This window comes from Cellulosimicrobium sp. BMG9.23, assembly GCF_059159985.1.
This window is the reverse complement of record NZ_JBZGBZ010000008.1, coordinates 34,506-59,559: the sequence shown is the minus strand read 5'-3', so window position 1 is coordinate 59,559 and position 25,054 is coordinate 34,506. Positions and strand designations below refer to the sequence as shown.

Below are 25,054 nucleotides of genomic sequence, written 5' to 3'. Positions count from 1 at the left end.
GTCAGTGCTCCCGGGCGGCGGGGTTGGTGAGCGTCCCCGCGTAGAGCAGCGACGCGGACTGGTCGGCGAGGTCTACCATCTGCAGGGTGTTGCGCAGCTGGAGCCGGTTGAGGCACGAGTGCGCGAACCGCTGGGCGCGCAGGTCCACGCCCGTCTCCAGGTCGGGGTGGTCGGCCCGATGGTCGTCGAGGCACTCGCCGACGAGCGACCAGAAGCGGTCCTCTGCCAGCACCCCGTCGCCGGCGAGGATCGCGGCGAGGTGGCGCAGCACGCCGTCGAACACGTCGGTGAAGATCGCGAGCGCCTTCTCCGCGTCGTCGACGACGGCGCGCACGCGCTCGACGCCCGGCGGCAGCGCGCGCTCGCCGAGCACGGCGACCTCCTCGCCGATGTCCTTCATGACCGCGCGCACCACCACATGGTCGCGCACGACGAGGATGAGGTTCTCGCCGTGCGGCATGAACGCGAGGTCGTGCGCGAGCAGTGCGTGCGCGAGCGGGCGCAGGTAGGCGCGCAGGTACGACCGGACCCAGTCGGCCGGCTCGACCCCCGACGCGCGGACGAGCGCCGTGGCGTACGCGGCGCCGTGTGCGTCGCGGTGCAGCAGGGCCGCCATGGTCACGAGGCGCTCGCCGGGGGCGAGACGCGGCACGGGGCTCTCGCGCCACAGCGCGGCGAGCATCTTGCGGTGCGCCGACGGGGTCGCGGTGCGGTGGTAGACGTCGCCCGTGTACCCGATCGAGGCGAGCTCGCGCAGCACGGTGAAGCCGCTGCCGCCGAGCTCGGGATCGCCCGCGACGAGGTCGGCGACCCAGTCGTTGATCGCCGGCGTCGCGCGCATGTAGGCGGGCGACAGGCCGCGCAGGAAGCCCATGTTCTGGATCGCGAGCGCGACCTTCACGTAGTGCCGCTCGGGCCGCGTGAGGTTGAACAGCGTGCGGATGGACTGCTGCGGCTGGTACTCGTCCGCGCCCAGGCCGACGGGGACCAGGTCCCCGCGTGCGACGTCGGCCGCGAACGTGATGGGGACGCGGTGCTCCCACTGCCACGGGTGCACCGGCAGGTACAGGTAGTCGTCCGGGTCGAGGCCCCGGTCGACGAGGCGCCCGGCGAAGGCCGCGCGCTCGTCGGCGGTGAGCTCGGCGCCGTAGTGCGCGGCCTCGTCCAGTCCCGAACCGAGCGCGAGGTGGGTGTGCTCGCGGCGCGCGGCGAGCCAGACGAGGCGCACGCGGCCGGCGTTCTCGGGTGCGTAGGCGCGGTACTCGGCGAGCCCGAAGCCGATGCGCCCGTTGTTGGCGACGAACGCGGGGTGGCCCTCCGTCATCGCCGCCTCGACCTCCTGGAAGGACGCGCCCAGCAGGTCCGTCGCGGTCGGTCCGCCCGTACGCTCGGCACGCTCGAGCTTCGCGGTCGCGCTCGCGAGCGTCGAGGACACCTCCTCGAGGTACGTTGCGAGGAGGTCGTCGGGGATCCGCAGGTCCGGCTGGAGCTCGACGACGAGGTCCAGCACGTCGACCGGTGCGTCGGTCGGCGCGTCGGTCGGCACTGCCCGTGCGGCCGGGGCTGCCGAGGTGGCAGCGCGTGCGCCGTCGTGCACCGTGCGGCGGATGGACGGCTCGTCGAGCACCCAGTGCTCGAGCGCGTAGCGCCGGGCTGTGAAGCGGTACTCGACCGCGCCGCCTGCGACGGCCAGGACGTACTCTCCCGGCCCGTTCGGCGTGGTGGCCTCGCGCACCGTGCGCGGCGCGAGCAGCCGCTCGTGGGTCAGCTCGGCGATCGCCTTGGCGACGAGGTGCCGGTGCGCGCGGTCGGCGAGGTCGGGTCGCAGGTGCGGCGCGGGGTCGACGCCGTCGCCGAGCGGGCTCGCGTCGAGGTCGGCGCGCGTCGCGACCGCGAGATGTGCGCGCTTGCCGGGCAGGTCGATCTCGCGCAGCACGCGGAACCCGGCGGCGGCGTTCTTCGCCGCGATCGCGGCGTTGCGCACGTCCGGCTCGACGACGACGCGGCGCGCGCCCCGCCCGTCCTGCGCCAGGCAGAACCGCACGACGGCGCCCATGATCGCCGAGGTGAGGCCGTGCCGCGCCGCTCCGGACTCGGGCGGCGCGACGAGCAGGTGCATCCCGACGTCGCCCGGCTCGAGCAGCTCGACGGCCTCCGGCACGTCGACGAGCGTCACGCGCGCCGGGTCGTACGTCTCGACGAGGAACGCCGGCTCGCCGTCCACGTGGCCGAGCCACGCGTCCTGGTGCGGGTCCGCCGCGACGCCGTCGAGGTAGTCCCGCACCCCGTCGACGTCGAGGTGGCCGAGCTGCCAGAACGCCGAGCGCGGGTGGGCGAGCCAGCCCTGGACGAGGGCAGCGTCGCGCGCCGGGTCGACGGGTTCGACGCGCACGTCCGCAACACCCTCGCCGCAGCGCACGCGCACGGCGAACGGGGTGGCGGTCGTCGTCTCGGTCGTCATCTCGGTCGTCGCGGTCATCGGGCCGCCTCCTTCGCGATGGCCACCCCGTCGACGGAGGCGCCAGGCGGCGTCGCGACGGGGCGGGTGTGCTCGTCGTCGGGCAGGCCGAACCGTTGGAACGCGATGCGCTCCTCGACGGGGTAGACCTCGCGGCCCGTGACGGTGCGCAGCACGACGGAGTTGCGCCACGCCGCGAAGCCCAGGTCCGGCGCGGTGATCCCGTGCGTGTGCTCCTCGCCGTTGAGCACGTGCACGCGGCGCGCGGCGTCGACCGTGTAGTCGCGCGCCACGTCCAGGCGGCCGAGCTCGTCGAACCGCAGCAGGTGGCGCACGGGGTCGAGGAACGCGGGGACGGTGGCGGCGTACCCCGTGGCGACGACGAGCGCCCGCGTCCGGCGCTCGACCTCGCGACCGAGCTGGGCGTGTCGCAGGCGCAGGACGTACTCCCCCGGACCCGCGGGTGCGGACCCGGACCCGGACCCGGCTGCGTCGGCCGGCTCGTAGCGCGCGGCGACGACCTCGGTGTCGGTGAGGAGCGTCGTCGGCACCGGGCGGTCCAGGCTGAGGCGGTAGAGCGCGTCGTAGATGTCGTCGACCAGGTCGGCGCTGATCCCCTTGTACAGCCCGCGCTGCTCGCGCCCGAGGAGCTGGCGCAGCTCCAGCGGCAGGGCGTGGAAGTGGTCCGTGTACTCGGGCGACGTCATCTCGAGCGTCAGCTTCGTGTACTCCATGGGGAAGAAGCGCGGCGAGCGCGTCACCCAGTCGAGCCGGTACCCGTCGGTTCCCGCGCCGATCCCGCCGCGACCTCCTCCGTAGACGCCGTCCAGCAGGTCGCGGTAGATCTCCGCCGCCGACTGCCCGCTGCCCACGACCGTGACGGACCCGCTCGCGGCGAGCACCTCGCGGTGCGGCACGTACTGCGCGCTGTGCACGAGCGGCCCGGCGCCGGGATGCTCGCCCGCGGCGACCTCGTCGGCGAGCGCGCGCAGCGCGGGCGGCAGCACGGGGCTCGTGCCCACCCCGAGGACCAGATGGCGCCCCCTGTGCTCCTCGATCGCGGTGACCGTGCCGTCCGCGCCCAGCACCTCGGCGCGCACGAGGAACGCGTCCAACGCCTCGTCGCGGTCCACGGTGACGACACGACGCCCCCAGCGCAGCGACGGCAGCCGCTGCGCGACCCAGCGGCAGTACGCGTCGTACTCGGCGCGCAGCGGGTAGAACGACTCGCGGATGTAGAACGGGTACAGCCGCCCGGTCGCCTTGAGGTACGCGAGGAACGAGTAGGGCGACGTCGGGTCGGCCATCGTCACGAGGTCCGCGAGGAACGGGACCTGGATCGTCGCGCCGTCGATCATCATGCCGGGGTGCCAGCGGAACTCCGGCGCCTGGTCGAGGAACACGGCGTCGACGTCGTCGAGCGGCGCTGACAGCGCGGCGAGGCCCAGGTTGAACGGGCCGATCCCCACCCCGACGACGTCGTGCACGACGGCGCTCATCGGGCCACCGCCGTCGCGTCGTCGGCGAGCAGCTCGTCGGTGTCGACGAGCGCCTGGGCGGTCGTGCGCACGAGGTCGAGCACTCGGCGCACGTCGTCGAGCGTGACGTCGGGGTTGAGGAGCGTGAGCTTGAGGCACGGCACGCCGTCGAGCACGGTCTTGGCGACGAGCGCACGGCCCGACTCGAAGAGCACGCGCCGCACGAGCGGCACGAGCCGGTCGGCGTGCTCGGGCGCCAGCCCGGCGGGCTCGTAGCGGAACAGGACCGTGGACAGGTCGGTGCGCGCGACGACCCGCAGGTCCGGGTCGTGGGCGAGGTCCGCGTGCACGGCGGCCGCGAGGTCGCACACCGCGTCGACCATGCGCCCGATCCCCTCGGCGCCGAGCGCCCGCAGCGTGGCCCAGAGCTTGAGCGCGTCGAACCGCCGGGTCGTCTGCAGCGACTTGTCGACCTGGTTCGGCTCGGCGTTCTCGAGCGGGTTGAGGTAGTCGGCGTGGTGCGCGACGCGCGCGAGGTCGGCCGGGTCGCGGACGAGCAGCGCGCTCGCGGACACCGGCTGGAAGAACGCCTTGTGGTAGTCGACCGTCACCGACCGCGACCGCTCGATCCCGTCGAGGAGGTGGCGTCGCGTCGGGGAGACGAGCAGCCCGCACCCGTACGCGGCGTCGACGTGCAGCCACGCACCCGCGGCGTCGCACGCGTCGGCGACCGCGGCGAGCGGGTCGACGCAGCCGCGGTCGGTCGTGCCGGCCGTCGCGACGACGGCCATGACGACGTCGCCCGCGGCCAGCACCCGGGCGAGGGCGCCCGCGAGCGCCGCGGGGTCGAGGCGGCCGTGCGCGTCGGCGGCCACCGTGACGACGGCGTCCTCGGCGAGGCCCAGCAGGAACGCGGAGCGCACGACGCTGAAGTGGCTGGACGCGCTCGTGAGGACGCGCAGACGTCCGAGGACGTCGGAGCGGGTCGGGCGCCCGGGCGTGCGGCCGGGCCCGCGGCCGGACGCGCCACCGCGGGTCTCGCGCTCGACGGCGTGCTCGCGGGCGAGGAACAGCGCCTGCAGGTTGGACTGGGTGCCCCCGGAGGTGAAGACGCCGTCGCCCGCGACGTATCCGACGCGCTCGGCGGTCCAGGCGACGAGGCGGCGCTCCATGAGCGTCGCGACGGTCGACTGGTCGTAGGTGTCGACCGACGTGTTGATCGCGGCGAGCATCGCCTCCGCCCCGACGGCGGGCAGCGCGACCGGGCAGTTGAGGTGCGCGGCGTACGCGGGGTCGTGGAACCACACGGCGTGCGTCGCGTAGAGGTCGGCGGTCTCGCGCAGCGCGGCGTCGGTGCCGAGGCCCGGCGCGTCCAGGTCGACGGCGTCGACAAGGGCGGCGAGCTGCGAGCGAGACGCGCCGGACCACGGCTGGGTCACGGCGGCCACGCGGGCGGCGACGTCGTCGACGACGGCGTGCAGCGTGCTCGCGTAGGCGCCGGCGCTCGCCGAGGTGAGCAGCGCCGTGCCGGCGCGCTCCGGCGACGGCGCGGCGTCGGGAGCGCTCGCGGTCCGCGACGACGTCAGCGAGGCGGTCGCGACCGGCGCGACGAGAGGTCGTGCTGAGGGCATGACAAAGCTCCTCGAGGCGGGGAGGGAGGACCGGACGCACCACACACATCCATAGGTCCTGAGGTTTGGCTTGCCTAACTTAGCGCAGGACGTCACGCCGTGAAGTGTGGCGTGCGCCACTCTTGCTACGCGACGAGGAGGACGAGGCGGCGTCGCCCCACCATCACAGGACCGGGCGACGGGCCCGCGTAAACCGTGGACGTGAGGCCCCGACGGGCATAGCCTGCTTTTCGTCCGGTCGAACCCGCCCGGACGCTCGACCGTGACGACCGACGAGAGGCAGGTGGACCGCATGACGTACCCGTGGACCACCGGCCTGTCCCGAAGGGCGCTCCTCAGGTAGACGACGTCCGTCGTCCACCTGCTGAGCCGTCCCGGGGCACCGTTCTGGGGCGGCTCTCGTCGTCCCGGCAAGGATCGACGAAGGAGACGCGACCATGAGCGAGGTGGTCATCTACAACCTCGGCGGCAGCCAGGTGCTCGGCCGCGTCTCGCTGCGGCACGCGATCCGCATGCTGCACCGCCGCGTCGCCGAGGTCCTCGAGGTGGTCGAGGGCGAGACGTTCGGGCCGTACCAGCGGCCACGTTCGGTCGAGCTCGTCCGCTACGTCCACGCACGGTGGGTCTACGACCGCCAGGGGCGCGTCCCGTACTCGCGCGCGGCGCTGCTGCGGCGCGACCGGTACCGCTGCGCCTACTGCGGCGGGACGGCGACGACCATGGACCACGTCGTGCCCCGCTGCCAGGGCGGGACGACGACGTGGCTCAACGCGGTCGCGGCGTGCGAGCCGTGCAACGCCGTCAAGGGCGGGCGCACGCCCGACGAGGCGGGGATGAGACTCCTCAGACCCGCGTTCGAGCCCACGTTCCGCGACATCTACCCGACGGCACCGGCGCCGCGCCCGCGCTGACGGCGTCGTCGGGTCCCAGCGGCTCGGTCGGTGGCGGTGACACCGGCCGGGCCTTCGCCCTGCGCGCGGTCGCGGCCCTCGGGACCGGGCGTTGCGTCCCGACCGCGCCCGTGCGCCCTCTCCCCAGGTAGGGCGCCGACCGCACCGACGCCCGGACGGGTCCCCGACGTCACGTCGGGGCGACGTGAGGGAGGCCGCCATGCCGTTCCGGGTCGGGGCGTACAACGTGGAGAACCTGTTCGAGCGGCCGCGCGCGATGCACGGCCCGATGAGCGGGGGCGGGAACGAGGTCCTCGCGGCGCACGCCCGGGTCAACGCGCTGCTCGGCGAGGAGGTGTACACCGACGCCGTGCGCACCGAGGTCCTGGAGCACCTGGAGACGCTGGGCCTGCTCCGGTCCGACGGCGCGGAGCTCGCCGTCCTGCGCCAGGTCCGCGGACGCCTCCTGCGCCGCACCGGCTCGCTCGCCGCGGGCACGGCACGGACCGAGGTCGTCGCGACGGGCCGCGGCGACTGGATCGGGTGGGTCGACCTCGTCAAGGAACGGGTCGACGAGCTCGCCACGGCGCACGCGGCGCGCGTGATCGCCGACGTCGACGCGGACGTCCTCGCCGTCGTCGAGGCCGAGAGCCGCATCGCGCTCAAGCACTTCACGGACGCGGGCGTCGTCACCCGCACCGGCAAGCCGCTGTACCCGCACGTCATGCTCATCGACGGCAACGACGACCGCGGGATCGACGTCGGGCTCCTCACGACGCGCCGCCTGGGCATCGGTGGCATCCGGTCCCACGTCGACGACCGCGACTCGAGCGGGCGCGTCGTGTTCGGGCGCGACTGCCCCGAGTACCTCGTCCAGCTCCCGTCGGGCGCGACGATCACGGTCCTGGTCAACCACTTCAAGTCCAAGGGGTACGGCGTCCAGGCGGACAGCGACGCCACCCGGCGCCGGCAGGCCCGGCACGTGGCGGAGATCTACCGGCGGCTGCGCGCGAGCGGCCAGGAGAACGTCGTCGTGGCGGGCGACCTCAACGACACGCCCGACAGCGCCCCGCTGCGACCGCTGCTCGAGGGGACCGACCTGCGCGACGTCAGCGAGCACCCGACGTTCGCCGGGGACGACCGGCCCGGGACCTACGGCAACGGCACCGCGAGCCAGAAGATCGACTACGTGCTGCTCTCCCCCGCGCTGTTCGAGCGGACGGTCGGGGGGTCGGTGTTCCGCCAGGGCGTGTGGGGCGGGCGCAACGGCACCCTCTTCCCCCACTACGACACGATGACGTCGCCGGTGCACGCGGCGTCCGACCACGCCGCGCTCTACGCGGACCTCGACGTCGCCTGACCGCATCCCGTCGGCTGGCCCCGCTGCGACGGTGGCCGGGCCGGCAGGCTCGCGACCGCGGCGGACGGTGCCCTCAGCGGTCGTCCTCGACCCGCTCCCCGACGGTGTGGACGACGACCACCTCGGGCTGCCACGGCACCAGGGTGTCGACGTCGGCCTGGAGCGTGTCGACCGGCGGGAGGTCGTTCGGCGTCCGCACGGCCACGACGAGGTCCTGACCCTGCCACGAGACACCCTCCACGACCGCGGCGGGGTCGTCGGCGAGCCAGTCCTCCGCGGCAGCGCGGGTCTGACCCGCCCACAGCTCCGCGAGCGCCGCCTGCACGGTGTTCGCGACCATCGGCACGGCGACGACGACGAGCGCGACGCCCGCCACGACGTACGCGCGCCGCACACGCCGCGGGCCGTGGACCGCGGCCCGCGCGTCCGACGCCTCGGCCGCGTACCCGGCACCGGTGAAGACGACGGTCGCGGCGATGACGAGCGCGACCGCGTTCGACGTGAACAGCAGCAGCGCCCCCGCGGCGAGCGACGGCGCCCCGGCGCCGAGGCACACGCCGACGACGCCGAGCGGCGGGACGAGGGAGATGGCGATCGCGATGCCGGGCAGCACGTCGCCGAGGTCGCGGCGGGCCAGGGCGATGGCGCCCGCGAAGCCGGTCGCGAACGCCGCGACGAGCTCGGGGAGGCCGGGCGACGTCCGGCCGGTCACCTGGGAGTTCGCGAGGACGTGCGCGGTGTCCGGGAGCACGAGCGCCACGAGCCAGCCGAGCACGACCACGGTCGCGAGCCCGAGGACGACCGTGAGCGCGGACCGTGCGACGAGCCGGCCCTTCGCCGTGACGATCCCGAGGCCGACGCCGAGGATCGGGGTCGACAGCGGCGCGATGATCATCGCGCCGATGACCGTCGCGGTGGAGTCGGTGATGACGCCGGCGACCGCGATGACGCCGGACAGGACGAGCATCACCCAGAACGCCGACGTCTTGGCCCGCGAGTCGCCCGCGTCGAGGTCGAGCCGGTCGGCGAGCTCGTCGAGCGGGCGGCGCTGCGCGGGCGGCACGAGCGCGCCGAGGAACGACGCGCGCCGCGCGGGAGCGGGGGCCTGCTCGGGGGTGGCCTTCGACGTCATGCTGCCTCCGTGGTGCGGGCCCGTTCCGTCGGGCGCCCCGGCGGGCCTGTGCCCGTCGCGACGTCAGTATGGACCGGCCTCGACCGCGGAGCTCAGACCGGCACGCCCGACCCGGCCGCGAGCGCCGCGACGGGGTCGTGGGACAGCTCTGGCACGGCGATCCCCGTCTCACGGCTCAGCGCGCGCAGGAGCCCGGCACGCGTCGCGTAGCCGGCGGCGTGCGCGGCGGCGTCGAGCTGCGACCCGCCGCGCAGGCGCGCGATGGCGACGTTGAGGCGCGACCGCGTGCGCCAGCGCCCGAACGCGAGGCCCGTCTCCTCGACGAAGAGCCGCTGCACGTGGCGCGTGCTCGTGCGCCGACGACCGGCGAGCTCGTCGAGTGTCGCCCCGGTGCCGGCCGCCTCGGCCGCGACGGCGCGCGCCACGGGGTGCTGGGGCGGCGTGAGCGCGAAGTAGTCCGTGCCGAGCCCGCGCAGGACGTCCTCGAGGGCGGCGCGGAAGGGCGCGACCTGCTCGGGCGTGCTCGGGCCGGCGCACAGCGCGGCCGTCAGGAGGGACGTGACGGCGGGCACGACACCGAGCCGACGCACGCGCTGTGCGGGCTCGACGCCCGGCGACAGGAGCGGCCCGAGCGCCATCGCGCCGTCGGGCAGGCGCATCGAGTGCGGCACGCCCGGCGCGAGCCAGAGGCTCTCGTGGGTGTGCAGGGTGAGAGGGTCGCCGTCGACGACGAGCTCGGCCGTGCCGGTCACGACGTGGACGAGGTGCGGCTCGTCGTGCGTGTGGGTGCCGTGGCCGAGGAACCGGATCGCGTTCTCGGGCACGACGGCGCTCAGGGCGGTCGGTGTCATGGTGCTCCTCTCCCCCGGCGCTCCCGGGAGCTGCCCGGTGCCGCGTCTCGTCTCTCGGCGTGCGGTGTCGCATCCCGTGTCGTGTCCGGTACCGCCGATGTCGCCTCCGGGGACGGACCCGTCCCCAGGTGTGGTTAGCCTAACCTCGTGAGGCGTGCCGTCGGACGCGGCCCTCGCACCCCGACTCCTGACTGTGAGGTCTCTCCATGCTGCCCCTGCGTCGTGCCACCCTCCGCGCCGCCGCGCTGACCACCGCCGCCGTGCTCGCGCTCGGCGCGTGCTCCGCGAGCACCGACCCCGGCGACGCCGACGCCACGGCGACCGACGACGCGGCCGACACCTCGACCTCCGAGCCCGCGGACCGCGTCGTGGTGACCGACCAGGGCGAGGTGACCGTCCCCGCGGACCCGCAGCGCGTCGTCGTGCTCAACCACGCCCTCGCCGGGTACCTGTACGCCCTCGACGTCCCCGTGCTCGCGACCGTCCCCGAGGTCACGGACGACCCCGACCCGGCGTTCTCCCCTTTCTGGGCCGAGGAGGCCGAGGCGGACGGCACCGAGCTCATGGACTGGAGCGCGGACGGGTACAACCTCGAGGCGATCCTCGCGCTCGAGCCCGACCTCATCGTGGGCGGTGGGTGGGGCTTCCCCCTCAAGCAGGCGACCGACGTGTACGACGGCCTGAGCCAGATCGCTCCGACCGTCCTCGTCTCGGGGTCCTTCACGACGTGGCAGGAACAGCTCGAGTTCCTGGCCGACGACGTGTTCGACCAGGCCGCGACGGCCGACGAGCTCGTGACCGGGTACGACGAGCGCCTCGCCGAGGTGCGCGACGCGATCACCGTGCCCGACGGCGCGACGGCGTTCCTCGCCGGCACGTCGGACGGCAAGACCTTCGCCCTCATCGAGGGCGAGGCGCTCCCGAGCACGTTCGAGGAGCTCGGCTTCGAGATCGACACGGTCCAGGAGCGCACGGACGCCGAGCCGTACACGGCGGGCGGCGACATGTTCGAGGTCTCCGCGGAGCAGGTCGGCTCGGTGTTCACCGCCCCGACGGTCTTCGTCATCGGGTTCAACGGCGCGACGACCGACGTCGCGACGCTCGCCGAGGACCCGGTCTACGCCGGGCTGCCGTCGTTCGAGGCCGGGCAGGCGTACGACCTGCCGACGTGGACGATCCGCGGCGACTACCACGAGGCGATGGGCCTCCTCGACGTCGTCGAGGAGCAGCTCTCCTGATGGCCCAGCACCGCCTGCGCACCCACCCGCTCGTCCTGCGGCACGTCGAGGTCGCGCGCGTCGTCGACGTGACGCCCCGCATGCGACGCCTCACCCTCGTCGGCCCCGAGCTCGGCGCGTTCGAGCGAGACGGCCTGCCGATGCCCGCGTTCGCCGCGCCCGGGTTCGACGACCACGTGAAGCTGATCTTCGCCGCGGACGGCGACGTCGAGGCCGCGCTGCCCGTCCAGCGCGCGCACGGCATCGACTGGCTGCCCTCGTCGCAGCGCCAGGGGCGCGACTACACGCCTCGCCGGGTGGACCCGGTCGCGGGCGAGCTCGACCTCGACGTCGTGCTGCACGGCGACGGCCCGGCGGCTGCGTGGGCCGCCGCGGCCGTGCCGGGCTCGGACGTGTGGTTCGTGGGACCCAAGGCGTCGACGGTCTGGCCCGACGACGTCGCGTGGGCCCTGCTCGTGGGTGACGAGACGGCGCTGCCGGCGATCGGTCGCTTCCTCGACGAGCGTCCCGTCGACGTGCCCGTGCAGGTCGTGGTCCACGTCGCGGACGAGAGCGCCCGCCAGGACCTCGCGCTGAGCTCCGGCGACACGGTCCGCTGGGTCGTCGCACCCGAGGGCGACCGGGCGGTGCTCGACGACGCCGTGCGCGCGCTCGACTGGTGGCCCGGGCAGGCGTACGCATGGGCCGCGGCGGAGAGCCGTGCGCTGCTGCCCGTGCGCCGGTACCTCGTGCGCGAGCGCGGGCTCGAACGCTCGCACGTCGACGTCACCGGGTACTGGCACCTCGAGCCGGTCGCCGCCGACGGCTCGGCCACCGCGACGGCCGGTGCGGCGGCCGGTGCGGCAGCGGATGCGGCGGCCACGGTGGTCACCGCGTCGGCCGCCCCGTCGGATGCCGCCGCACGCTCCGGCGGCGCGCCTCCGGCCGCGCCGGCCGGCGTCCCCTCGCCCGTGCCGTGGCTCGCGACGCGCGCGGCCCTGCAGCTCGGGCTGCTCGACGCGCTCGGCACGGGCCCCCGCGACGTCGACGACCTCGCCGGCGCACTCTCCGTGCCGCCGGGCACGGTCGCGGCGCTCGCGGGCGTCCTGGCCGGCGTCGGGATCGTCGAGGTCGACGGGGCAACACTGCGGCTCGGCGACGCCGGCGAGGAGATCCTCGACGACGAGCACGAGCGCGAGGAGTACGAGGGCCACGAGGCCGACCTCGTGCTCGCGCTCGCGGTGCTCGCCACGGCGCAGCGTTCCGGGGCGCCCGCGTGGCAGCACGCGCGCGGACGCACCCTGCGGGCCGAGGTGGAGCACGACGCCGAGCGGGCCGCCGAGCTCGTCGAGCACGCCGACGTCCTCGCGTACGTCCTCACCGGCCTCGCGTCGTGGCCCGCGTGGGAGGGTGCGACGAAGGTCGCCGTCGGCGGCCCGGGCGCGCTGGTCGTCTCCGAGCGGCTCGGCGACGTCGCGGGTGTCGAGTCGGTGACCGTCGTCGAGGAGACCGTCCCGCTCGCCGTCCTACGCGGCGCCGCGGGCGACGACCTGGACGCGTCGTCCTCGTGGGACTTCGCCACGTCGTGGCCGGCCTCCGACGTGGCCGTCAGCGCGCTCGGCGCGGCGCACCGCACCGACGCCGAGCTGGTCGAGCTGCTGACCACGCTGCGGGCCGCCGCTCCCCGGGTCCTCCTCGTCGAGAACTTCGCACCCGATGGCCTCAGCCCGCACGCCGCCGAGCACGCGCTGCTCGCGCTCGCCGCCACCGGCGCGCCGCCGCGCACCCCGGCCGACGTCGCCCGCATCGCCGGGCTCGCGGGGTGGCACGTCGCGCGCCACGAGCCGCTCGGGTGGGGCGTGGAGCTGGTCGAGCTCGTCACCATCGGAGCGCACGCGGGACACTAGGCGGATGACGCCGACCGAGTTCTTGCTCTCCAGGATCGCCGAGGACGAGGCTGCGGCCCGCGCCGTCGGCCAGGAGCACGACGGGCACGGCGAGGCGGCCGACCGCCGCGGCGCGCGATGGACCCTGGCCCGGGTGCTGGCCGAGTGCGGCGCGAAGCAGCGCATCGTCGAGCTCGCGCACGAGGCCACCGGGTACGACATGACCGTCGACCTGGAACGTGCCAGCAGTGCCCGCGCCCAGAGCGGGGTCTCGTTCGTCGGCGACCGCATCCTCAAGGAGCTTGCCACCGTCTACGCCGACCACCCGGACTACGACGAGGCCTGGCGGCCCTGACCCGCAGGACCGACCCGGGGCCGCCACCTCGTCCCGGGAGCGCCCGGCCTACGGCGCCGTCGCGACCGCGTCGAGGGCCGCGATGCTCGCCGCGACGATCTGCGCCTGGGCGTCCGCACGACTCGTCCCCGGGACGCCGTCGCCCGGCTGTTCCCCGTAGTCGCCGAAGAACGCGTGCACGCCGCCGGGCACCTCGACGAAGCGCGTGCTGGGCGGCAGGTCGGCGCGCGACGCCTCGATCTTGTCCGGTGTGGAGAGCCCGTCCCGGGATCCCCACACCGAGGTGACGAGCAGGTCCGCCGCGCTGATGTCCGTGCTCGGGTACGAGCCGTGCAGCAGCAGCCCGTCGACCTCGGCGTCGCGGTCCGCCGCGAACGACGACGCCACCACGCCACCGAGCGAGTGCCCGCCGACGGCCCACCGGTCGACGTCGCCGAACGCGTCCATCGCCGCGGCGGACTGCGCGGGCGACGTGAACGCGATGCCGAGAGGCTCCTTGAGCGAGACCACCAGGTACCCGGCCTCGGCGAGCGGCCGCAGGACCGCCGCGGTGGCACGCGCGTCGACGCGAGCGCCGGGCGAGTAGACGATGCCCGTCGTCGGGGCGCCGTCGCGCGGGACGAACGCGTACCAGCCCGCCTCCTCCCGGACCTCGACGGCGTCGTCGCTCTCGAGCGCCGCGAGTGCCGGATCCGTCGCGACGAAGGGCCGCAGCCACACCAAGGCTGCCGCGAGGACGACCAGGACCGCGAAGCCGAGGCCGGCGGCGGTCGCGAGCAAGGCTCGGCCCCACCGCCCGTCGTCGCGGTGCCGGTCGTCGCGGTGCCGTTCGCTCGTGCGCCCGTCGCCCGTGCGACGCCGCACGGCCAGGACCGTCGTCACGCCGAGCGTCAGGCCGGCGACCGCGCTCAACGCGAGCAGCGCGGCGAGCGACCAGTGCTGGTGCGGGACGGCGTCGCCGGTCGTCGCCAGGACCCAGGCGGGTGCTGCAAGCAGAGCGATCGCGAGCACGAGTCGCAGTGCCGTGCGCACCCACGCGGCGCCACGAGAGCGCGGGTCCCTCGCCGGGCCGGCGGGCCCGGACGGGCATGCGGTCGCGGCAGGGCCGGCCGGGCCGGCAGGGCCGTCGCCGTCGTCGCGCTGCCGTGCCAGGTCCATCTCGCTCCTCCGGTCGAGCCCGACGACGGCTGACCGAGGGGCCTGGTCACGCTAGCAGCCGCCCGGCGCGCCGTCGCCGAGCCCTGCCGCGGCACCGGTCGGCGACGATGCGGTCGCCGTGCCCCGCAGCACGCCCGACGATGGTGTCGGAGCGGGAGGGACATGGGCTGGTACACCGAACACGTGGTCGACGCCGGGCGCGCGCCCGCGCTGTTCGCGCTCGTCGGGTTCGTCGTGACCTTCGTCGTCGTCCGGTCCGTCACGCGGCGGATCCGGGCGCAGAGGAGCGACGGCGACCGTCCGAGGGGCCGAGGTCGGGTGATTGGTGACGTCTCGATCGGCGGCGTGCACGTGCACCACCAGGTCTGGGGCATCCTGCTCGTCCTGCTCACGGGGATGCTCGAGTTCCGCTACTCCCCCGGCCACCCATGGTCCGAGGTCCTCGCGCTGCTCTTCGGAGCCGGCGCGGCGCTCGCTCTCGACGAGTTCGCGCTCTGGCTGTACCTCGACGACGTGTACTGGGCCGAGCAGGGTCAGCGGTCGATCGAGGCGATCCTCGTCGGTGGCGCGATCGGTGGCGCCCTGCTGTTCTCCGCGTCCCCGATCGGGGTCACGTCGGACGGCTCGGGGAGCGGCCGGGTCGTGTACGTCGTCACGGTCGTCGTGCACCTGTGCCTCGCGCTCGTGTGCATCCTCAAGGGCAAGCTCGCGACGGGCCTGATCGGGATCGTCGTGCCGCTCGTCGCGTTCGTCGGGGCCGTCCGGCTCGCCAAGCCGTCGTCGTACTGGGCCCGACGCCGGTACGCCGGCCGGCCACGGCGGCTCGCCCGCTCTGAAGCCCGGTTCGGGACCGCGTACCGGGCGCGCCAGGAGCGCCTGCGGTCGGTTCTCGGCGGCGCACCGACCGCTCCGTCGACCGCGCGCGGCGACGTCGACGACGAATCACCGCCGGACCGCTGACACCGGAGGGCGCGCGGCGCCCGTCGGTCAGCCAGCGTGGGCGTAGGCCTCCGCGAGCCAGCCGCGCACCTCGTCGTCCACGTCCGCCGCGTCGCGCAGCTCGAGGTGGTGCATCCACACCGTCGGCGACGGGTGCGCCACCTCCTTGAGCCGGTCGGAGTCGATCCGCCGCGGCAGCGGGATGGACAGCACCGCCGCGACGTCCGACCTCAGGTACCGGCCCGGGCGCCACACGTAGGCGAAGCCGCGACGGCGGCGGAACGCCACCTGGCTCGTCGAGACCTGCACCCCGGACGGCCCGATCTCGTCGACGGCGTCCGCGACGACCTCGAACAGGGCGAACCCGTCGGGCGCACCGTCGAAGAAGGTGCCGACCTCGTGCGCGCCCCCGTGCCCCATGCCTCCACGCTAGGTCGGCGCCCGGGCCCCTGCCGCTCGGGATCACCGGCGTCGCGCGCGGGTCCCGCAGACGGTCAGAGCATCCGGCGCAGCAGCCGGTCGCGATCGACGAGCTGGTGCTTCAGCACGAGGCCCACGTGCAGGGCGAGCGCGACGAAGAACACGACGTGGCTCGCGACGTGCAGCCACAGCAGGTCGTCGTCGACGAGCAGCAGCGTGATCCCCGTGACGGGCATGACGAGCAGCGTCGCGTACAGCGCCACCTCGGTACCGTGCGCGAGCCGGCGCTCCGCCGCGCTCAGGCCCGCCGCCCACGGCGGCAGCGGCGTCAGACGCCGCCACACCAGGCGGACCACGGTGACGCCGAGGATCGTCAGACCGAGCGCGACGTGCACGGCGAGCAGCCCGTCGAGGTCGCCCTGGAGCAGCTCCGCGAGCCCGTCGCCGCCGTCGTCACGGTCCTCGTCGCCACCGCGACCACGACCGCGGCCCGGCTCCTCGCCGCGGCCACGCCCGCGACCCTGTCCCCCGTCGCCCTCGTCGTCGAGCCGGTACCCGACGACGAGCTGCGCGGCGAGCGCCGCGACGGTGACCCAGTGCAGGGTCTTCGTCACGGTGCCGTAGCCGTCCGCGTCGTTGCGCAGCCTCACCACGGCATCATCGCGCGTCGGGAGGACAGGTGCGGGCACGACGCGTCGCGGCGCGATGCCGATGCGTTCCACGCGCTGCCGATGAGTTCCGACGCCGGACCGGGTCGTGAGGTCGACAGATCCCTGCCACCACCGTCTCCGGAGGCCTTCATGCCGTTCGATCCCGTCGCCCTCGACCACACGTTCACCGCGCCGATCGGCGTGGACGTCAAGGGCGACACCTGGCCCTGCGTGGAGGTGCCGGGCGCGCGCGAGCTGCTGGGCACCGGACGGTCCGTGCGCGTCGACGCGACCGTCGACGGCGTCGCGCTGCCGAACGTCGGTCTCATGCCGACGGGCAGCGGCGGTCTCATGCTGTCGCTGAGCGCGAAGGTCCGCACCAAGCTCGGCAAGGACGTCGGGGACACGGTCACCGTGCACCTCGAGCGTCGGCTCAGCTGACCATGCTCGCCCGCAGCCGCCGCGGCGTGTCGGGGACCACACGGGGGACCGCACCTCCCCGGTCCGGGGCGACCGGACGGCGGACTAGGCTCGTCGAGTGGCTACCTTCTCCGCCGTGACCCGCCAGCACATCCTCTCCGCGATCGCCGAGTACGACGACCGCGGAGCCGAGAACTTCCTCGGTGTCTACGGGTTCACGCCGTCGGTGCGCGAGACCTTCGACCACGAGGACCGGACGTACGACTCGAAGGCGATCCTCGGCGTCGCGCACAAGAACGCGACCGGCCGGGCGGCCACGGCGGAGGAGCTCGACGGCGGCAGGATCGACGCGACGACGATCCTGCGCAAGCACGGGTTCGAGGCCTACGGCCCCGCTGCCCCGACCCCGCCTCCCGTGCAGCGGGCCCGCCGCACGCCGTCGACCACCCCGCGGGCCCGCACGACGACGCCCCGGCGCAGCGCGGAGCCCGAGAGGCCCGCCCCCATCTGCCCCACCTGCTTCGTGACGCTCCCGGCGACGGGCATCTGCGACAGCTGCGGCTGAGCCGTCACCGCGCACGACTGCGCGTGCTGCCGGGTGTGGTGTAGCCTGAAGCTCGCGCTCGGGTCGCGGGTCCGCCATGGAGACATGGATGCCCGCGACGTCCTTCGATCCTCAGCTCCGACGCGAGGACGTGCGCGCAGGGCAGCAGAGGCTGCCTCCGACGATCTCCGCCCACCACTGCGCGCGGAGCGAGAGCAGAGAACATCACCACCTCCACCCTTGAACATCCCGCGACCGCCGCTGCGGCCGTGGGGTCCTCCCGACCGCCCGTGCTGCGCCGCGTCGACGACGACCTGTGGGTCGCGACGTCCGACGGCGAGTACGCCGGCATGGTCACGCGGCTCGCCCGCGGGTTCCAGGTCCACGACCGCTACACGCGGCCGACGACCGTGGTCACCGCGCTCGAGCAGGCCACCACACATCTCGCGGCGCCGCCCGCGAGACCGGCCGGATCGCCCCGATCCCGCCTCCACACCCGTCTGCGCCCCGCCGGGCGTGACAAGCGGACCCACGTTCGTGGGACGCACGTTTCAACGAGAGAAGACATCATGGCTACTGGCACCGTGAAGTGGTTCAACGCCGAGAAGGGCTTCGGCTTCATCGCCCCCTCGGACGGCACCGCCGACGTGTTCGCCCACTACAGCGAGATCGCGGCCACCGGCTTCCGCTCGCTCGAGGAGAACCAGAGCGTCTCCTTCGACGTCACCCAGGGCCCCAAGGGCCCCCAGGCGACGAACATCCAGCCTCTCTGACGTCAGAGCCCTCGTCGCGCACCGCGGCGAACGTCTGACCGGGAAGGGCCGCGCAGCTGCGCGGCCCTTTCTGCGTTCCCCCGGACCCGTCGGTACGGCGGCTCCCGGGTCCGGCGTGCGCATCAGCGGTACGCCCCAGGCACTCCCTCCTGCCAGGAGCACACAGCCCCGCCCGCGCCGAGGACGACCTCCCCGCGGTTCTCCGGAGGGAGATGTCATGGCCGAGAAGAAGACTTCGGCAGGCGGAGGGTCGGGGGCCGCGAAGACGCGGCGCACGACGCCACGCACGACAGGACCGGGCGAGCACCTGTCCTGCGAGCAGGCCGCCGGTCCCGTCGGCGGCACGGCACTGATCGACGGCTACGGCTTCGCGTCGATGCCCGTCGTGTGGGCGGAGGTCGACGGTCTCGCGATCGTCGAGGGCGACATCGTCATCGGCACGGTCGAGGAGGCACAGGCGCACGACGTCTCGACGCTCACCTCCGACGAGGACACCGACGTCGCGCACGCCGTCGGGATCAGCGGGGCGCAGTTCCGCTGGCAGAACGGCGTCGTCCCGTTCGAGATCGACCCCGGTCTCACCAACCCGTCGCGAGTGCACAACGCGATCGCGCACTGGCACGCCAAGACCCCGCTGCGCCTCGTGCCGCGCAACGGCGAGGACGCCTTCGTCCGGTTCGTCGGCGGCGGCGGGTGCAGCTCGGCGGTCGGGCGCCGCGGCGTGCGCCAGGACATCACGCTCGGCCCGGGCTGCACGGTCGGCAACACGATCCACGAGATCGGGCATGCCGTGGGCCTGTGGCACGAGCAGTCCCGCGAAGACCGCGACGCGTTCGTGCAGATCAACTTCGCGAACATCGAGGACGGCAAGGCGCACAACTTCAACCAGCACATCAGCGACGGCGACGACCTCGGCGGCTACGACTTCGGCTCGATCATGCACTACCCGACGACGGCCTTCTCCAAGAACGGCCAGCCGACCATCGTGCCCCTCGTCCCCGTCCCGGCGGGAACCGTCATCGGGCAGCGCGACGGCCTCTCCGCGGGCGACCTCGCCGGGCTCAAGATCATGTATCCGGGACTCTCCTGGCCCAAGCCCGTCTTCAAGGACGTCATCAAGGAGCCGGTGGGCGACGTCGGCGAGATCGCGACGATCAAGGAGCCGTTCAGGGACGTCAAGCAGGCGTTCAAGGACGTCAAGGAGCCGTTCAAGGAGATCATCAAGGAACCCCGCGACGACCTGGTCAAGCCGGTGCGCGACGTCGGCAAGCCCGTGCGCGACCCCGGACCGACGATCCGCGAGGTCGTCGAGCCGATCCGCCCGGAGCTCCCGGTGGTCAACCCGGCGATCGGTCGGTCCCTCCCGTTCGTGCTCGGCCGTGACAGCGACTTCGTGAGCCGCTACCAGGCGGCGGTCGCGCAGCAGTCGGGCGTGGCGCAGGACAGGGATGCGGGCACGACGTCGGCCGCCGACCTCGCGGTCGTGCTCGCCGAGGTCGCCACGGCCCTCGACGCCGTCCGCGCCTCGGTCGCGGCCCTGGCCGAGCAGGCCGCGGCCGAGGCCGGGCTCTGAGGGGCCCGGACGATGATCCTCGTCGTCAGCTTCCCGGACGACGACCACACGGCCGTCGTGGTCGAGCGCCTGCGCGCGCTCGGCCACGAGGTCGTCGTGCTCGACACGTCGACCCTGGGAACCACGGACTCGCTCGAGCTCGCGTACGAGACCGGCACACCCGCCGCGATGCGGCTCGTCGCCGGGGACGGCGAGGGCGACCGGCCCGAGCACGACCTGCGGGACGCGACCACGGGATGGTGGCGGCGCCTGCGCGGGACACCGCCCGACCCGTCCATCACGGACCCCGCCGCGGTGGGCTTCGCGAGCAGCGAGCTCGCCGAGGTCTTCGAGGGCGTCGTCGCGTCGCTGCCGCTGCGCTGGGTCAACGACCCCCGTTCCGACGCCGACGCGCACCACAAGCCGTGGCAGTGGGCCGTCGCCGCCGACCTCGGGATCGCGCTCCCGCGCACGGTCGTCACGCGCGACCCCGCGCGGGCGCACGAGTTCGTGGCGGCCATGAGACCGGGTCGCGTCGTGACCAAGGCGTTCATCGCGCGGCTCGACGCGTGGCGCGAGACGCACGTGCTCGACGCCGAGGACGTCGAGCGACTCGACCAGGTGCGGTTCGCCCCGACGATCCTCCAGGAGTACGTCCCCGGCGTGGACCTGCGCGTGACCATGGTCGACGGCGTCGCGTTCACCACCGAGATCGACGCGACGGCGACGAGCCTGCCGAGCGACATGCGGATGGTCCTCGACGAGGCGACGGTCCGGGCGGTCACGCTGCCCGACCCGGTGCTCGCGCAGGTCCGGTCGCTCATGGACCGGCTCGGCCTCGTCTACGGGGCGGTCGACCTGCGTCGGACGCCCGCCGGCGAGCACGTGTTCTTCGAGGTCAACCCTGCCGGGCTCTGGTTGTTCTGCGAGCACCTGACCGGACTGCCGATCACGGACGCCGTCGTGGAGGCGCTCGCGTCCCGAGACCGTGTCAGAGTGGTCGCATGACCACGCTGTACGGCACCGTCACGCTGCCCGACGACGTACCCGCCTCCGCCGCGACCGTGCGCGTCTCCGTCGAGGACACGACGCTGCAGGACGTCGCGTCGGTGCGCCTCGCCGAGACGGTGCTGCCCGGCGTCGAGCTCTCGCCGGGCGGCCGGGTGCCGTTCGCGATCGACGTCGACGACGCGCCGCCCGACGCGACGGTCCGCGTGCACGTCGACCTCGCCGGCGACGGCGACGTCGCGAGCGGCGACCTGCTCACCGTCCAGGCGGTCTCCACGGACGCGCTGGGAGCCTCGCCGGACTCGGCGGGCGAGGTCCCGGTCCGCAGGATCTAGCCGCATGTCCAGCACCGCCACCGCCCGCCGGGTCTTCGCCCCGGCGGACGTCGTGCGTGTCGCGGCCCTCGTCAGCCTCGTCGTGGCCACCGTCACGCTCGGCGGGATCGCGGGCGCGCTGTTCCTCCTCGTGCTCGGCGGCGTCTCGGTGCCGCGCGCGCTCGCCCTCCCCGCACCCCTCGACGTCGCGTACGGGACGTCGTTGATCTTCGCGGCCTGGGCGTCCCAGCTGAAGTGGTACGACGCCGTGGACTGGCTAGACCTGGCAGTGCACCTGGTCTGCACGGGACTCATCGCTGCCGTCGCGTACCTCGCGCTGGTGCGCTGGGAGCTGCTGCCGGGCAACGCGGCGACGGACCCGGCCCCCGCGCGCGCCTCGGCGGGCGTCGTCGTGGTGACGGCAGGGCTCGGGGCGATCGCGGCGATCCTGTGGGAGGTCGGCGAGTGGGCCGGGCACACCTACCTCGACGAGGGGATCGGCGTCGGGTACGACGACACGGTGACCGACCTCGCGGCCGGGCTCGTCGGCGCGCTGGTCGCCGGGGCGGTGCTGGCCCGTCGGCGAACGGACGAGGAGGCGCGGTCGTGACCGGCGCCGCCGGAACGCCCGGCGTGCCGACGGTGTCCGTGGTGGTCCCGGTGCGCGACGACGCCGCCGCGCTCGACCACCTGCTGTCCCTCCTCGCGCGCCAGACGGTCCCGCCGCTCGAGGTCGTGGTCGTCGACAACGCGTCGTCGGACGACTCGGCGGCCGTCGCGCTCCGGTGGGGTGCCGTCGTCGTGCACGAGCCGCGCGTCGGCATCCCTGCCGCCGCAGCAGCCGGCTACGACACCGCCAAGGGCGACGTCATCGGCCGTCTCGACGCGGACTCCCGCCCCGACGCGCGCTGGGTGCAGACCGTCGTCGAGCGCATGGCGGCCGACCCGACGCTCGACGCGATGACCGGGACGGGTCGCTTCCACGACCTTCCCTTCGGCGTGCGGACCGTCGCGTCGGTCGGTTATCTCGGCGCCTACTACGCGTTCACGCACCTCGCGCTCGGCCACACCACGCTCTGGGGCTCCTGCATGGCCGTGCGCACCGGCACGTGGGAGGAGGTCCGCGAACGCGTCGTGCGGGACGACGCCGAGGTCCACGACGACCTCGACCTCGCGTTCCGGCTCGGCCCCCGGCGCCGGACGCGCCTCGTGCGGTCGTGGCGGGTCGGGGTCTCGGCCCGGTCGCTGCGCGGCAGGAGCCAACGCCGCCGCCGGATGGACCGGGCGTGGAGAACGCTGCGCGTCAACTGGGACGTCTCCCCGCCGTGGGAGCGCTGGCGCGACCGGTGGGCACCGCGCCCAGCGGCGAGCGGGCGCGACCGCTCCTAGCGTGGATCCTCCTGCCCGACCCACCGGAACGGTCCCACCATGAGCTCACCCAGGGCGCACGACGTGCTGATCCTCGGCGGCGGCAACGCCGGCCTGTCCCTCGCCGGGCGCGTGCGGCGCGACGGCTGCCGCGACGTCGCGGTCGTCGAGCCGAAGGACGTGCACCAGTACCGTCCCCTGCTCTCGTACGTCGCGTCCGGCATGGCGACGCTCGACGACCTCAGCCGGCCGCAGGACGAGGTCGTGCCCGACGGTGTGCGGCGCTACCCGAGCCCGGTCGTGTCCGTGGATGCCGGGCGCTCGGTCGTGCGTCTCGCCGACGGCACCGAGCTCGGCTACGGCGACCTCGCGGTCTGCCCGGGGTCCGAGGTCGACTGGGACGCCATCCCCGGTGCCGAGGAAGCGGTCGGGACCGCGTCGGCGTCGACGAGCTACCTGCCGGAGCTCGCGGCGAAGACGTGGGACATGCTCTCCGCGCTCACGTCCGGGCGCGCGGTCTTCGCGATCGCGTCGCGACACGTGCCGTGCTTCCCGGTGGGGCTCAAGCCGCTCTTCGTCGCCACCGACTACTGGCGTCGTACCGGAGTGCTCGGCGCGATCGACGTCGAGCTCGTCGTCGAGTCGCCGCGCCTCGTGGACGACCCGCGGGCCGAGCGGGAGCTGCTCGCCGCCGCCCAGGAGTACGGCGTGCGGGTCCGGACGAGCACGACCGTCGAGTCCGTCGACGCGACCGACCGCACGGCGCGCCTGCGAACGCCCCACGGCGTGGACACGACCCACTACGACGCCCTGTACCTCGCGCCGCCGCACCGCGCGCCGGGGTGGATCGCGCAGAGCGGGCTCGCGACCGCGGAGAGCGACGGCTTCGTCGCCGTCGACCCCCGCACGCTGCAGCACCGCACGTTCCCGCGCGTCTGGGGGCTCGGCGACGCGGCCGCCGTCGACGCGATGCCGTCGGGCGGCGCGTTGCGCCGTCAGGTCCCGGTCGTGGCGCGCAACATCCAGGCCCGCCGCAAGGACACGGCCATGCAGGAGTACGACGGCTACTCCGTCGCGCCCGTGACGACCTCGCGCAGCGAGCTGTTGCTGGCCGAGTTCGACCGCGATCGCCGCCCGACGCCGACGACCCGGCTCGTCGACCTCGCCCGGCCGCGCCGCAGCCTCCTGCTCTTCGACCGGTACCTGCAGCCGCCGATCTACTGGCGCCGGCTGCTCCAGGGCAAGGTGTCCTGAGCCGCCGACTGCGCGGAGCTCCGAGGCTCGGCGAGATGACGCACCGTGGCCACGACCGACACCAGGAGCACGAGCTCGAAGAGGTTGGTCACGGCTCCGCTGTCGACGGCGATCGGCACGGCGCTGCCGACCAGCATGAGGGCCGAGCCGACGAGGAGCCACACCCAGCCGTCACCTCGCCACACCCCGAACCCCGCGACCACGAGCGCGAGGCCGACGACGATCACCATCACCGGCGGTCCGGTCTCGGTCACGTTCTCGTACGCGAGCACGCCGTACTCGCTGCGCGGCTCGAGACGCAGGTCGGAGAGCACCGTGACGACCTCGAGCACGACGAGCCCGCCGGCCAGCGCGGCCGCGCCGACCGCGGCAGCGGTCGTCCTCGCCCATCCCGCGCCCGCTCGGGCGAGGAACCAGCGTGCGCTGACCACGAGCAGCGGGGTGGCGAAGGCGTGGATCCAGTACCGGGCGGCGTTGAGCGTCTCGAGCGTCGGCCCCTCGCCGACGAAGCGGCCGAGCCCGAGCACGGCGTTGTCGTAAACGAGGCCCAGCACGACGAGAAGAGGCAGCACGCCGGGAACACCTGCGCGGCGACCCCGGACGACGTGGATCCCCCACACCAGCAGGACCGCGTACGCGAGGGCGAAACCGAGGAAGAGCACGGTGTCCGTCATGACGCGCCACGCTCCGGGGTCGCGTCGGCCACGGTGACGGGAGGGCTCGGCAGCGGGTCCATCTGCACGAGTGTCGGACCTGCGCCGGGACGTCGCAATCCGGGCTCGACCGCGCGGCGCAGGACGAAGAAGAACGGACGCGCCATCCCGCGCGCGTCCATGAGACCGACGATGGTGTCGCGGTCGACGGCGCGCAGGACGTCGTGGACCGGCAGGGCGTCGTAGACCATCGTCGCGGTGACGACGCCGCGGTGCTCCGCGCGCCGCACGCGCGCCCGGGGCCGACGGGTCCGCACCAGCGGCAACGCCGTCCGTGCGGCACGCGCGACGGCCGGGCGACGCAGCAGGCCGGCGCACCGCAGGACGAGCGGGAGCGGCGCGAACGCGGGGTCGACGTCGACCACTCCCCCGTGGCGGTGCTCGAACAGCAGCGGGTGCGCGGCGTCCGGGCCGTCGAACCGCTTGCCGTACCACCCGAGCGCCTCCAGGAGGCCGTCGAGCGGGTGGCCGGTGGGCAGGCCGGAGCCGCGCCACGTGCCGAGCACGTCGTCGACGTCGACCGCGGGCAGCGTGTCGTGGAACGTGAGCGCCGCGGCGGTCGTCGTTCCGCGCTCGAGTCCCGCGAGCGCCGCCCGGCGCTCCGCCGGCCCCGGCGTGCCCGTGGTCCCTTCCCGCGCGGATACACCCACCTGTCCATCCTCACCGACGGCCGCCCGCCCAGC

General features: G+C 74.4%; 25 protein-coding genes. 15 read left to right on the top strand and 10 right to left on the bottom strand.

What is annotated here, in order from left to right; genetic code table 11:
* Window position 1 precedes the first annotated feature (1 nt).
* Genes AC4H2G_RS14935 through AC4H2G_RS14925 form a run of 3 tightly spaced genes read right to left on the bottom strand, consistent with a single transcriptional unit; the run spans window position 2 to window position 5,567 of the window.
* Window positions 2-2,479, bottom strand: a complete 2,478-nt coding sequence (locus tag AC4H2G_RS14935) for a GNAT family N-acetyltransferase (protein WP_494366525.1) — start codon at window positions 2,477-2,479, stop codon at window positions 2-4.
* Window positions 2,476-3,957, bottom strand: coding sequence for a lysine N(6)-hydroxylase/L-ornithine N(5)-oxygenase family protein (locus tag AC4H2G_RS14930; protein WP_494366524.1), 1,482 nt, complete (start codon window positions 3,955-3,957; stop codon window positions 2,476-2,478). Before AC4H2G_RS14930 ends, AC4H2G_RS14935 begins: the two co-directional genes overlap by 4 nt.
* Window positions 3,954-5,567 (bottom strand): pyridoxal phosphate-dependent decarboxylase family protein, encoded by a 1,614-nt coding sequence (locus AC4H2G_RS14925; RefSeq protein ID WP_494366523.1) that lies wholly within the window; start codon window positions 5,565-5,567, stop codon window positions 3,954-3,956. Before AC4H2G_RS14925 ends, AC4H2G_RS14930 begins: the two co-directional genes overlap by 4 nt.
* A 437-nt stretch (window positions 5,568-6,004) precedes the next feature.
* Between AC4H2G_RS14925 and AC4H2G_RS14920 the strand changes: the two genes are divergently transcribed.
* Complete coding sequence (locus AC4H2G_RS14920) at window positions 6,005-6,478, top strand: HNH endonuclease (RefSeq protein WP_251151026.1); 474 nt, start codon at window positions 6,005-6,007, stop codon at window positions 6,476-6,478.
* A 199-nt stretch (window positions 6,479-6,677) separates the two neighbouring features.
* Window positions 6,678-7,817: an endonuclease/exonuclease/phosphatase family protein gene (locus tag AC4H2G_RS14915; protein ID WP_494366522.1), complete on the top strand. Its 1,140-nt coding sequence runs from the start codon at window positions 6,678-6,680 to the stop codon at window positions 7,815-7,817.
* 73 nt (window positions 7,818-7,890) lie between these two features.
* Here AC4H2G_RS14915 and AC4H2G_RS14910 read toward each other — a convergent pair whose 3' ends face one another.
* Both AC4H2G_RS14910 and AC4H2G_RS14905 read right to left on the bottom strand, forming a co-directional pair.
* Window positions 7,891-8,949: a TIGR00341 family protein gene (locus tag AC4H2G_RS14910; protein WP_494366521.1), complete on the bottom strand. Its 1,059-nt coding sequence runs from the start codon at window positions 8,947-8,949 to the stop codon at window positions 7,891-7,893.
* A gap of 92 nt (window positions 8,950-9,041) precedes the next feature.
* On the bottom strand, window positions 9,042-9,800 hold the full coding sequence (locus AC4H2G_RS14905) for a helix-turn-helix domain-containing protein (protein WP_494366520.1): 759 nt from the start codon (window positions 9,798-9,800) through the stop codon (window positions 9,042-9,044).
* Window positions 9,801-10,006: 206 nt separating this feature from the next.
* Here AC4H2G_RS14905 and AC4H2G_RS14900 point away from each other — a divergent pair, with 206 nt between their 5' ends.
* From AC4H2G_RS14900 to AC4H2G_RS14890, 3 genes are read left to right on the top strand one after another with little or no spacing between them, the layout of a single operon-like run.
* Window positions 10,007-11,038, top strand: a complete 1,032-nt coding sequence (locus AC4H2G_RS14900; protein ID WP_494366519.1) for an ABC transporter substrate-binding protein — start codon at window positions 10,007-10,009, stop codon at window positions 11,036-11,038.
* Complete coding sequence (locus AC4H2G_RS14895) at window positions 11,038-12,924, top strand: SIP domain-containing protein (RefSeq protein WP_494366518.1); 1,887 nt, start codon at window positions 11,038-11,040, stop codon at window positions 12,922-12,924. The genes AC4H2G_RS14900 and AC4H2G_RS14895 overlap by 1 nt, the downstream gene beginning before the upstream one ends.
* Window positions 12,925-12,928: 4 nt before the next feature.
* A complete protein-coding gene (locus AC4H2G_RS14890; RefSeq protein WP_494366517.1) occupies window positions 12,929-13,258 on the top strand; it encodes a DUF6221 family protein in 330 nt (109 codons plus the stop codon).
* 48 nt (window positions 13,259-13,306) lie between these two features.
* On the opposite strand, the gene AC4H2G_RS14885 is transcribed toward AC4H2G_RS14890, so the two are convergent.
* Window positions 13,307-14,416: an alpha/beta hydrolase gene (locus AC4H2G_RS14885; protein WP_494366516.1), complete on the bottom strand. Its 1,110-nt coding sequence runs from the start codon at window positions 14,414-14,416 to the stop codon at window positions 13,307-13,309.
* A gap of 162 nt (window positions 14,417-14,578) precedes the next feature.
* On the opposite strand from AC4H2G_RS14885, the gene AC4H2G_RS14880 reads away from it, so the two are divergent.
* Entirely contained in the window at window positions 14,579-15,376 is a 798-nt protein-coding gene (locus tag AC4H2G_RS14880; protein WP_494366515.1) for a hypothetical protein, read from the top strand.
* Window positions 15,377-15,403: 27 nt separating this feature from the next.
* On the opposite strand, the gene AC4H2G_RS14875 is transcribed toward AC4H2G_RS14880, so the two are convergent.
* Together AC4H2G_RS14875 and AC4H2G_RS14870 are read right to left on the bottom strand one after the other, a co-directional pair.
* The gene (locus tag AC4H2G_RS14875) at window positions 15,404-15,775 is read right to left on the bottom strand and encodes a DUF5655 domain-containing protein (RefSeq protein ID WP_494366514.1); all 372 of its coding nucleotides are present in this window, start codon (window positions 15,773-15,775) and stop codon (window positions 15,404-15,406) included.
* A 74-nt stretch (window positions 15,776-15,849) separates the two neighbouring features.
* Window positions 15,850-16,425, bottom strand: a complete 576-nt coding sequence (locus AC4H2G_RS14870; RefSeq protein WP_494366513.1) for a cytochrome b — start codon at window positions 16,423-16,425, stop codon at window positions 15,850-15,852.
* Window positions 16,426-16,575: 150 nt separating this feature from the next.
* On the opposite strand from AC4H2G_RS14870, the gene AC4H2G_RS14865 reads away from it, so the two are divergent.
* The 9 genes from AC4H2G_RS14865 to AC4H2G_RS14825 all read left to right on the top strand — a co-directional run bounded on the left by AC4H2G_RS14865 (window position 16,576) and on the right by AC4H2G_RS14825 (window position 23,658).
* Window positions 16,576-16,866: a DUF1905 domain-containing protein gene (locus AC4H2G_RS14865; RefSeq protein WP_494366512.1), complete on the top strand. Its 291-nt coding sequence runs from the start codon at window positions 16,576-16,578 to the stop codon at window positions 16,864-16,866.
* A 115-nt stretch (window positions 16,867-16,981) separates the two neighbouring features.
* Window positions 16,982-17,410 carry a ScoMcrA-related endonuclease gene (locus AC4H2G_RS14860; protein ID WP_494366511.1) on the top strand — a complete coding sequence of 143 codons (429 nt, stop codon included), beginning with the start codon at window positions 16,982-16,984 and terminating at the stop codon, window positions 17,408-17,410.
* Between the two features lie 548 nt (window positions 17,411-17,958).
* Window positions 17,959-18,162 carry a cold-shock protein gene (locus tag AC4H2G_RS14855; protein WP_251151039.1) on the top strand — a complete coding sequence of 68 codons (204 nt, stop codon included), beginning with the start codon at window positions 17,959-17,961 and terminating at the stop codon, window positions 18,160-18,162.
* Between the two features lie 217 nt (window positions 18,163-18,379).
* Window positions 18,380-19,735 carry a M12 family metallopeptidase gene (locus AC4H2G_RS14850; protein ID WP_494366510.1) on the top strand — a complete coding sequence of 452 codons (1,356 nt, stop codon included), beginning with the start codon at window positions 18,380-18,382 and terminating at the stop codon, window positions 19,733-19,735.
* A 12-nt stretch (window positions 19,736-19,747) separates the two neighbouring features.
* Window positions 19,748-20,722 (top strand): MvdC/MvdD family ATP grasp protein, encoded by a 975-nt coding sequence (locus tag AC4H2G_RS14845; RefSeq protein WP_494366509.1) that lies wholly within the window; start codon window positions 19,748-19,750, stop codon window positions 20,720-20,722.
* The gene (locus AC4H2G_RS14840) at window positions 20,719-21,057 is read left to right on the top strand and encodes a hypothetical protein (RefSeq protein ID WP_494366508.1); all 339 of its coding nucleotides are present in this window, start codon (window positions 20,719-20,721) and stop codon (window positions 21,055-21,057) included. Before AC4H2G_RS14845 ends, AC4H2G_RS14840 begins: the two co-directional genes overlap by 4 nt.
* Window positions 21,058-21,061: 4 nt before the next feature.
* Complete coding sequence (locus AC4H2G_RS14835) at window positions 21,062-21,646, top strand: DUF2238 domain-containing protein (protein ID WP_494366507.1); 585 nt, start codon at window positions 21,062-21,064, stop codon at window positions 21,644-21,646.
* The gene (locus tag AC4H2G_RS14830) at window positions 21,643-22,425 is read left to right on the top strand and encodes a glycosyltransferase family A protein (protein WP_494366506.1); all 783 of its coding nucleotides are present in this window, start codon (window positions 21,643-21,645) and stop codon (window positions 22,423-22,425) included. The genes AC4H2G_RS14835 and AC4H2G_RS14830 overlap by 4 nt, the downstream gene beginning before the upstream one ends.
* Before the next feature lie 39 nt (window positions 22,426-22,464).
* Window positions 22,465-23,658, top strand: a complete 1,194-nt coding sequence (locus AC4H2G_RS14825) for an NAD(P)/FAD-dependent oxidoreductase (protein WP_494366505.1) — start codon at window positions 22,465-22,467, stop codon at window positions 23,656-23,658.
* Here the strand turns inward: AC4H2G_RS14825 and AC4H2G_RS14820 are convergent.
* Together AC4H2G_RS14820 and AC4H2G_RS14815 are read right to left on the bottom strand one after the other, a co-directional pair.
* Complete coding sequence (locus AC4H2G_RS14820) at window positions 23,622-24,332, bottom strand: hypothetical protein (protein WP_494366504.1); 711 nt, start codon at window positions 24,330-24,332, stop codon at window positions 23,622-23,624. The two genes, AC4H2G_RS14825 and AC4H2G_RS14820, sit on opposite strands and share 37 nt — an antisense overlap.
* Entirely contained in the window at window positions 24,329-25,021 is a 693-nt protein-coding gene (locus AC4H2G_RS14815; RefSeq protein ID WP_494366503.1) for a DUF4334 domain-containing protein, read from the bottom strand. Before AC4H2G_RS14815 ends, AC4H2G_RS14820 begins: the two co-directional genes overlap by 4 nt.
* Between the last annotated feature and the right edge of the window lie 33 nt (window positions 25,022-25,054).

Coding starts and splice junctions, on each gene's coding strand:
- AC4H2G_RS14930 (WP_494366524.1), bottom strand. CDS start 3,957: ATGAGCGCCGTCGTGCACGACGTCGTCGGGGTGGGGATCGGCCCGTTC.
- AC4H2G_RS14835 (WP_494366507.1), top strand. CDS start 21,062: ATGTCCAGCACCGCCACCGCCCGCCGGGTCTTCGCCCCGGCGGACGTC.
- AC4H2G_RS14820 (WP_494366504.1), bottom strand. CDS start 24,332: ATGACGGACACCGTGCTCTTCCTCGGTTTCGCCCTCGCGTACGCGGTC.
- AC4H2G_RS14920 (WP_251151026.1), top strand. CDS start 6,005: ATGAGCGAGGTGGTCATCTACAACCTCGGCGGCAGCCAGGTGCTCGGC.
- AC4H2G_RS14900 (WP_494366519.1), top strand. CDS start 10,007: ATGCTGCCCCTGCGTCGTGCCACCCTCCGCGCCGCCGCGCTGACCACC.
- AC4H2G_RS14910 (WP_494366521.1), bottom strand. CDS start 8,949: ATGACGTCGAAGGCCACCCCCGAGCAGGCCCCCGCTCCCGCGCGGCGC.
- AC4H2G_RS14890 (WP_494366517.1), top strand. CDS start 12,929: ATGACGCCGACCGAGTTCTTGCTCTCCAGGATCGCCGAGGACGAGGCT.
- AC4H2G_RS14825 (WP_494366505.1), top strand. CDS start 22,465: ATGAGCTCACCCAGGGCGCACGACGTGCTGATCCTCGGCGGCGGCAAC.
- AC4H2G_RS14885 (WP_494366516.1), bottom strand. CDS start 14,416: ATGGACCTGGCACGGCAGCGCGACGACGGCGACGGCCCTGCCGGCCCG.
- AC4H2G_RS14925 (WP_494366523.1), bottom strand. CDS start 5,567: ATGCCCTCAGCACGACCTCTCGTCGCGCCGGTCGCGACCGCCTCGCTG.
- AC4H2G_RS14855 (WP_251151039.1), top strand. CDS start 17,959: ATGGCTACTGGCACCGTGAAGTGGTTCAACGCCGAGAAGGGCTTCGGC.
- AC4H2G_RS14915 (WP_494366522.1), top strand. CDS start 6,678: ATGCCGTTCCGGGTCGGGGCGTACAACGTGGAGAACCTGTTCGAGCGG.
- AC4H2G_RS14935 (WP_494366525.1), bottom strand. CDS start 2,479: ATGACCGCGACGACCGAGATGACGACCGAGACGACGACCGCCACCCCG.
- AC4H2G_RS14875 (WP_494366514.1), bottom strand. CDS start 15,775: ATGGGGCACGGGGGCGCGCACGAGGTCGGCACCTTCTTCGACGGTGCG.
- AC4H2G_RS14840 (WP_494366508.1), top strand. CDS start 20,719: ATGACCACGCTGTACGGCACCGTCACGCTGCCCGACGACGTACCCGCC.
- AC4H2G_RS14865 (WP_494366512.1), top strand. CDS start 16,576: ATGCCGTTCGATCCCGTCGCCCTCGACCACACGTTCACCGCGCCGATC.
- AC4H2G_RS14895 (WP_494366518.1), top strand. CDS start 11,038: ATGGCCCAGCACCGCCTGCGCACCCACCCGCTCGTCCTGCGGCACGTC.
- AC4H2G_RS14905 (WP_494366520.1), bottom strand. CDS start 9,800: ATGACACCGACCGCCCTGAGCGCCGTCGTGCCCGAGAACGCGATCCGG.
- AC4H2G_RS14845 (WP_494366509.1), top strand. CDS start 19,748: ATGATCCTCGTCGTCAGCTTCCCGGACGACGACCACACGGCCGTCGTG.
- AC4H2G_RS14880 (WP_494366515.1), top strand. CDS start 14,579: ATGGGCTGGTACACCGAACACGTGGTCGACGCCGGGCGCGCGCCCGCG.
- AC4H2G_RS14850 (WP_494366510.1), top strand. CDS start 18,380: ATGGCCGAGAAGAAGACTTCGGCAGGCGGAGGGTCGGGGGCCGCGAAG.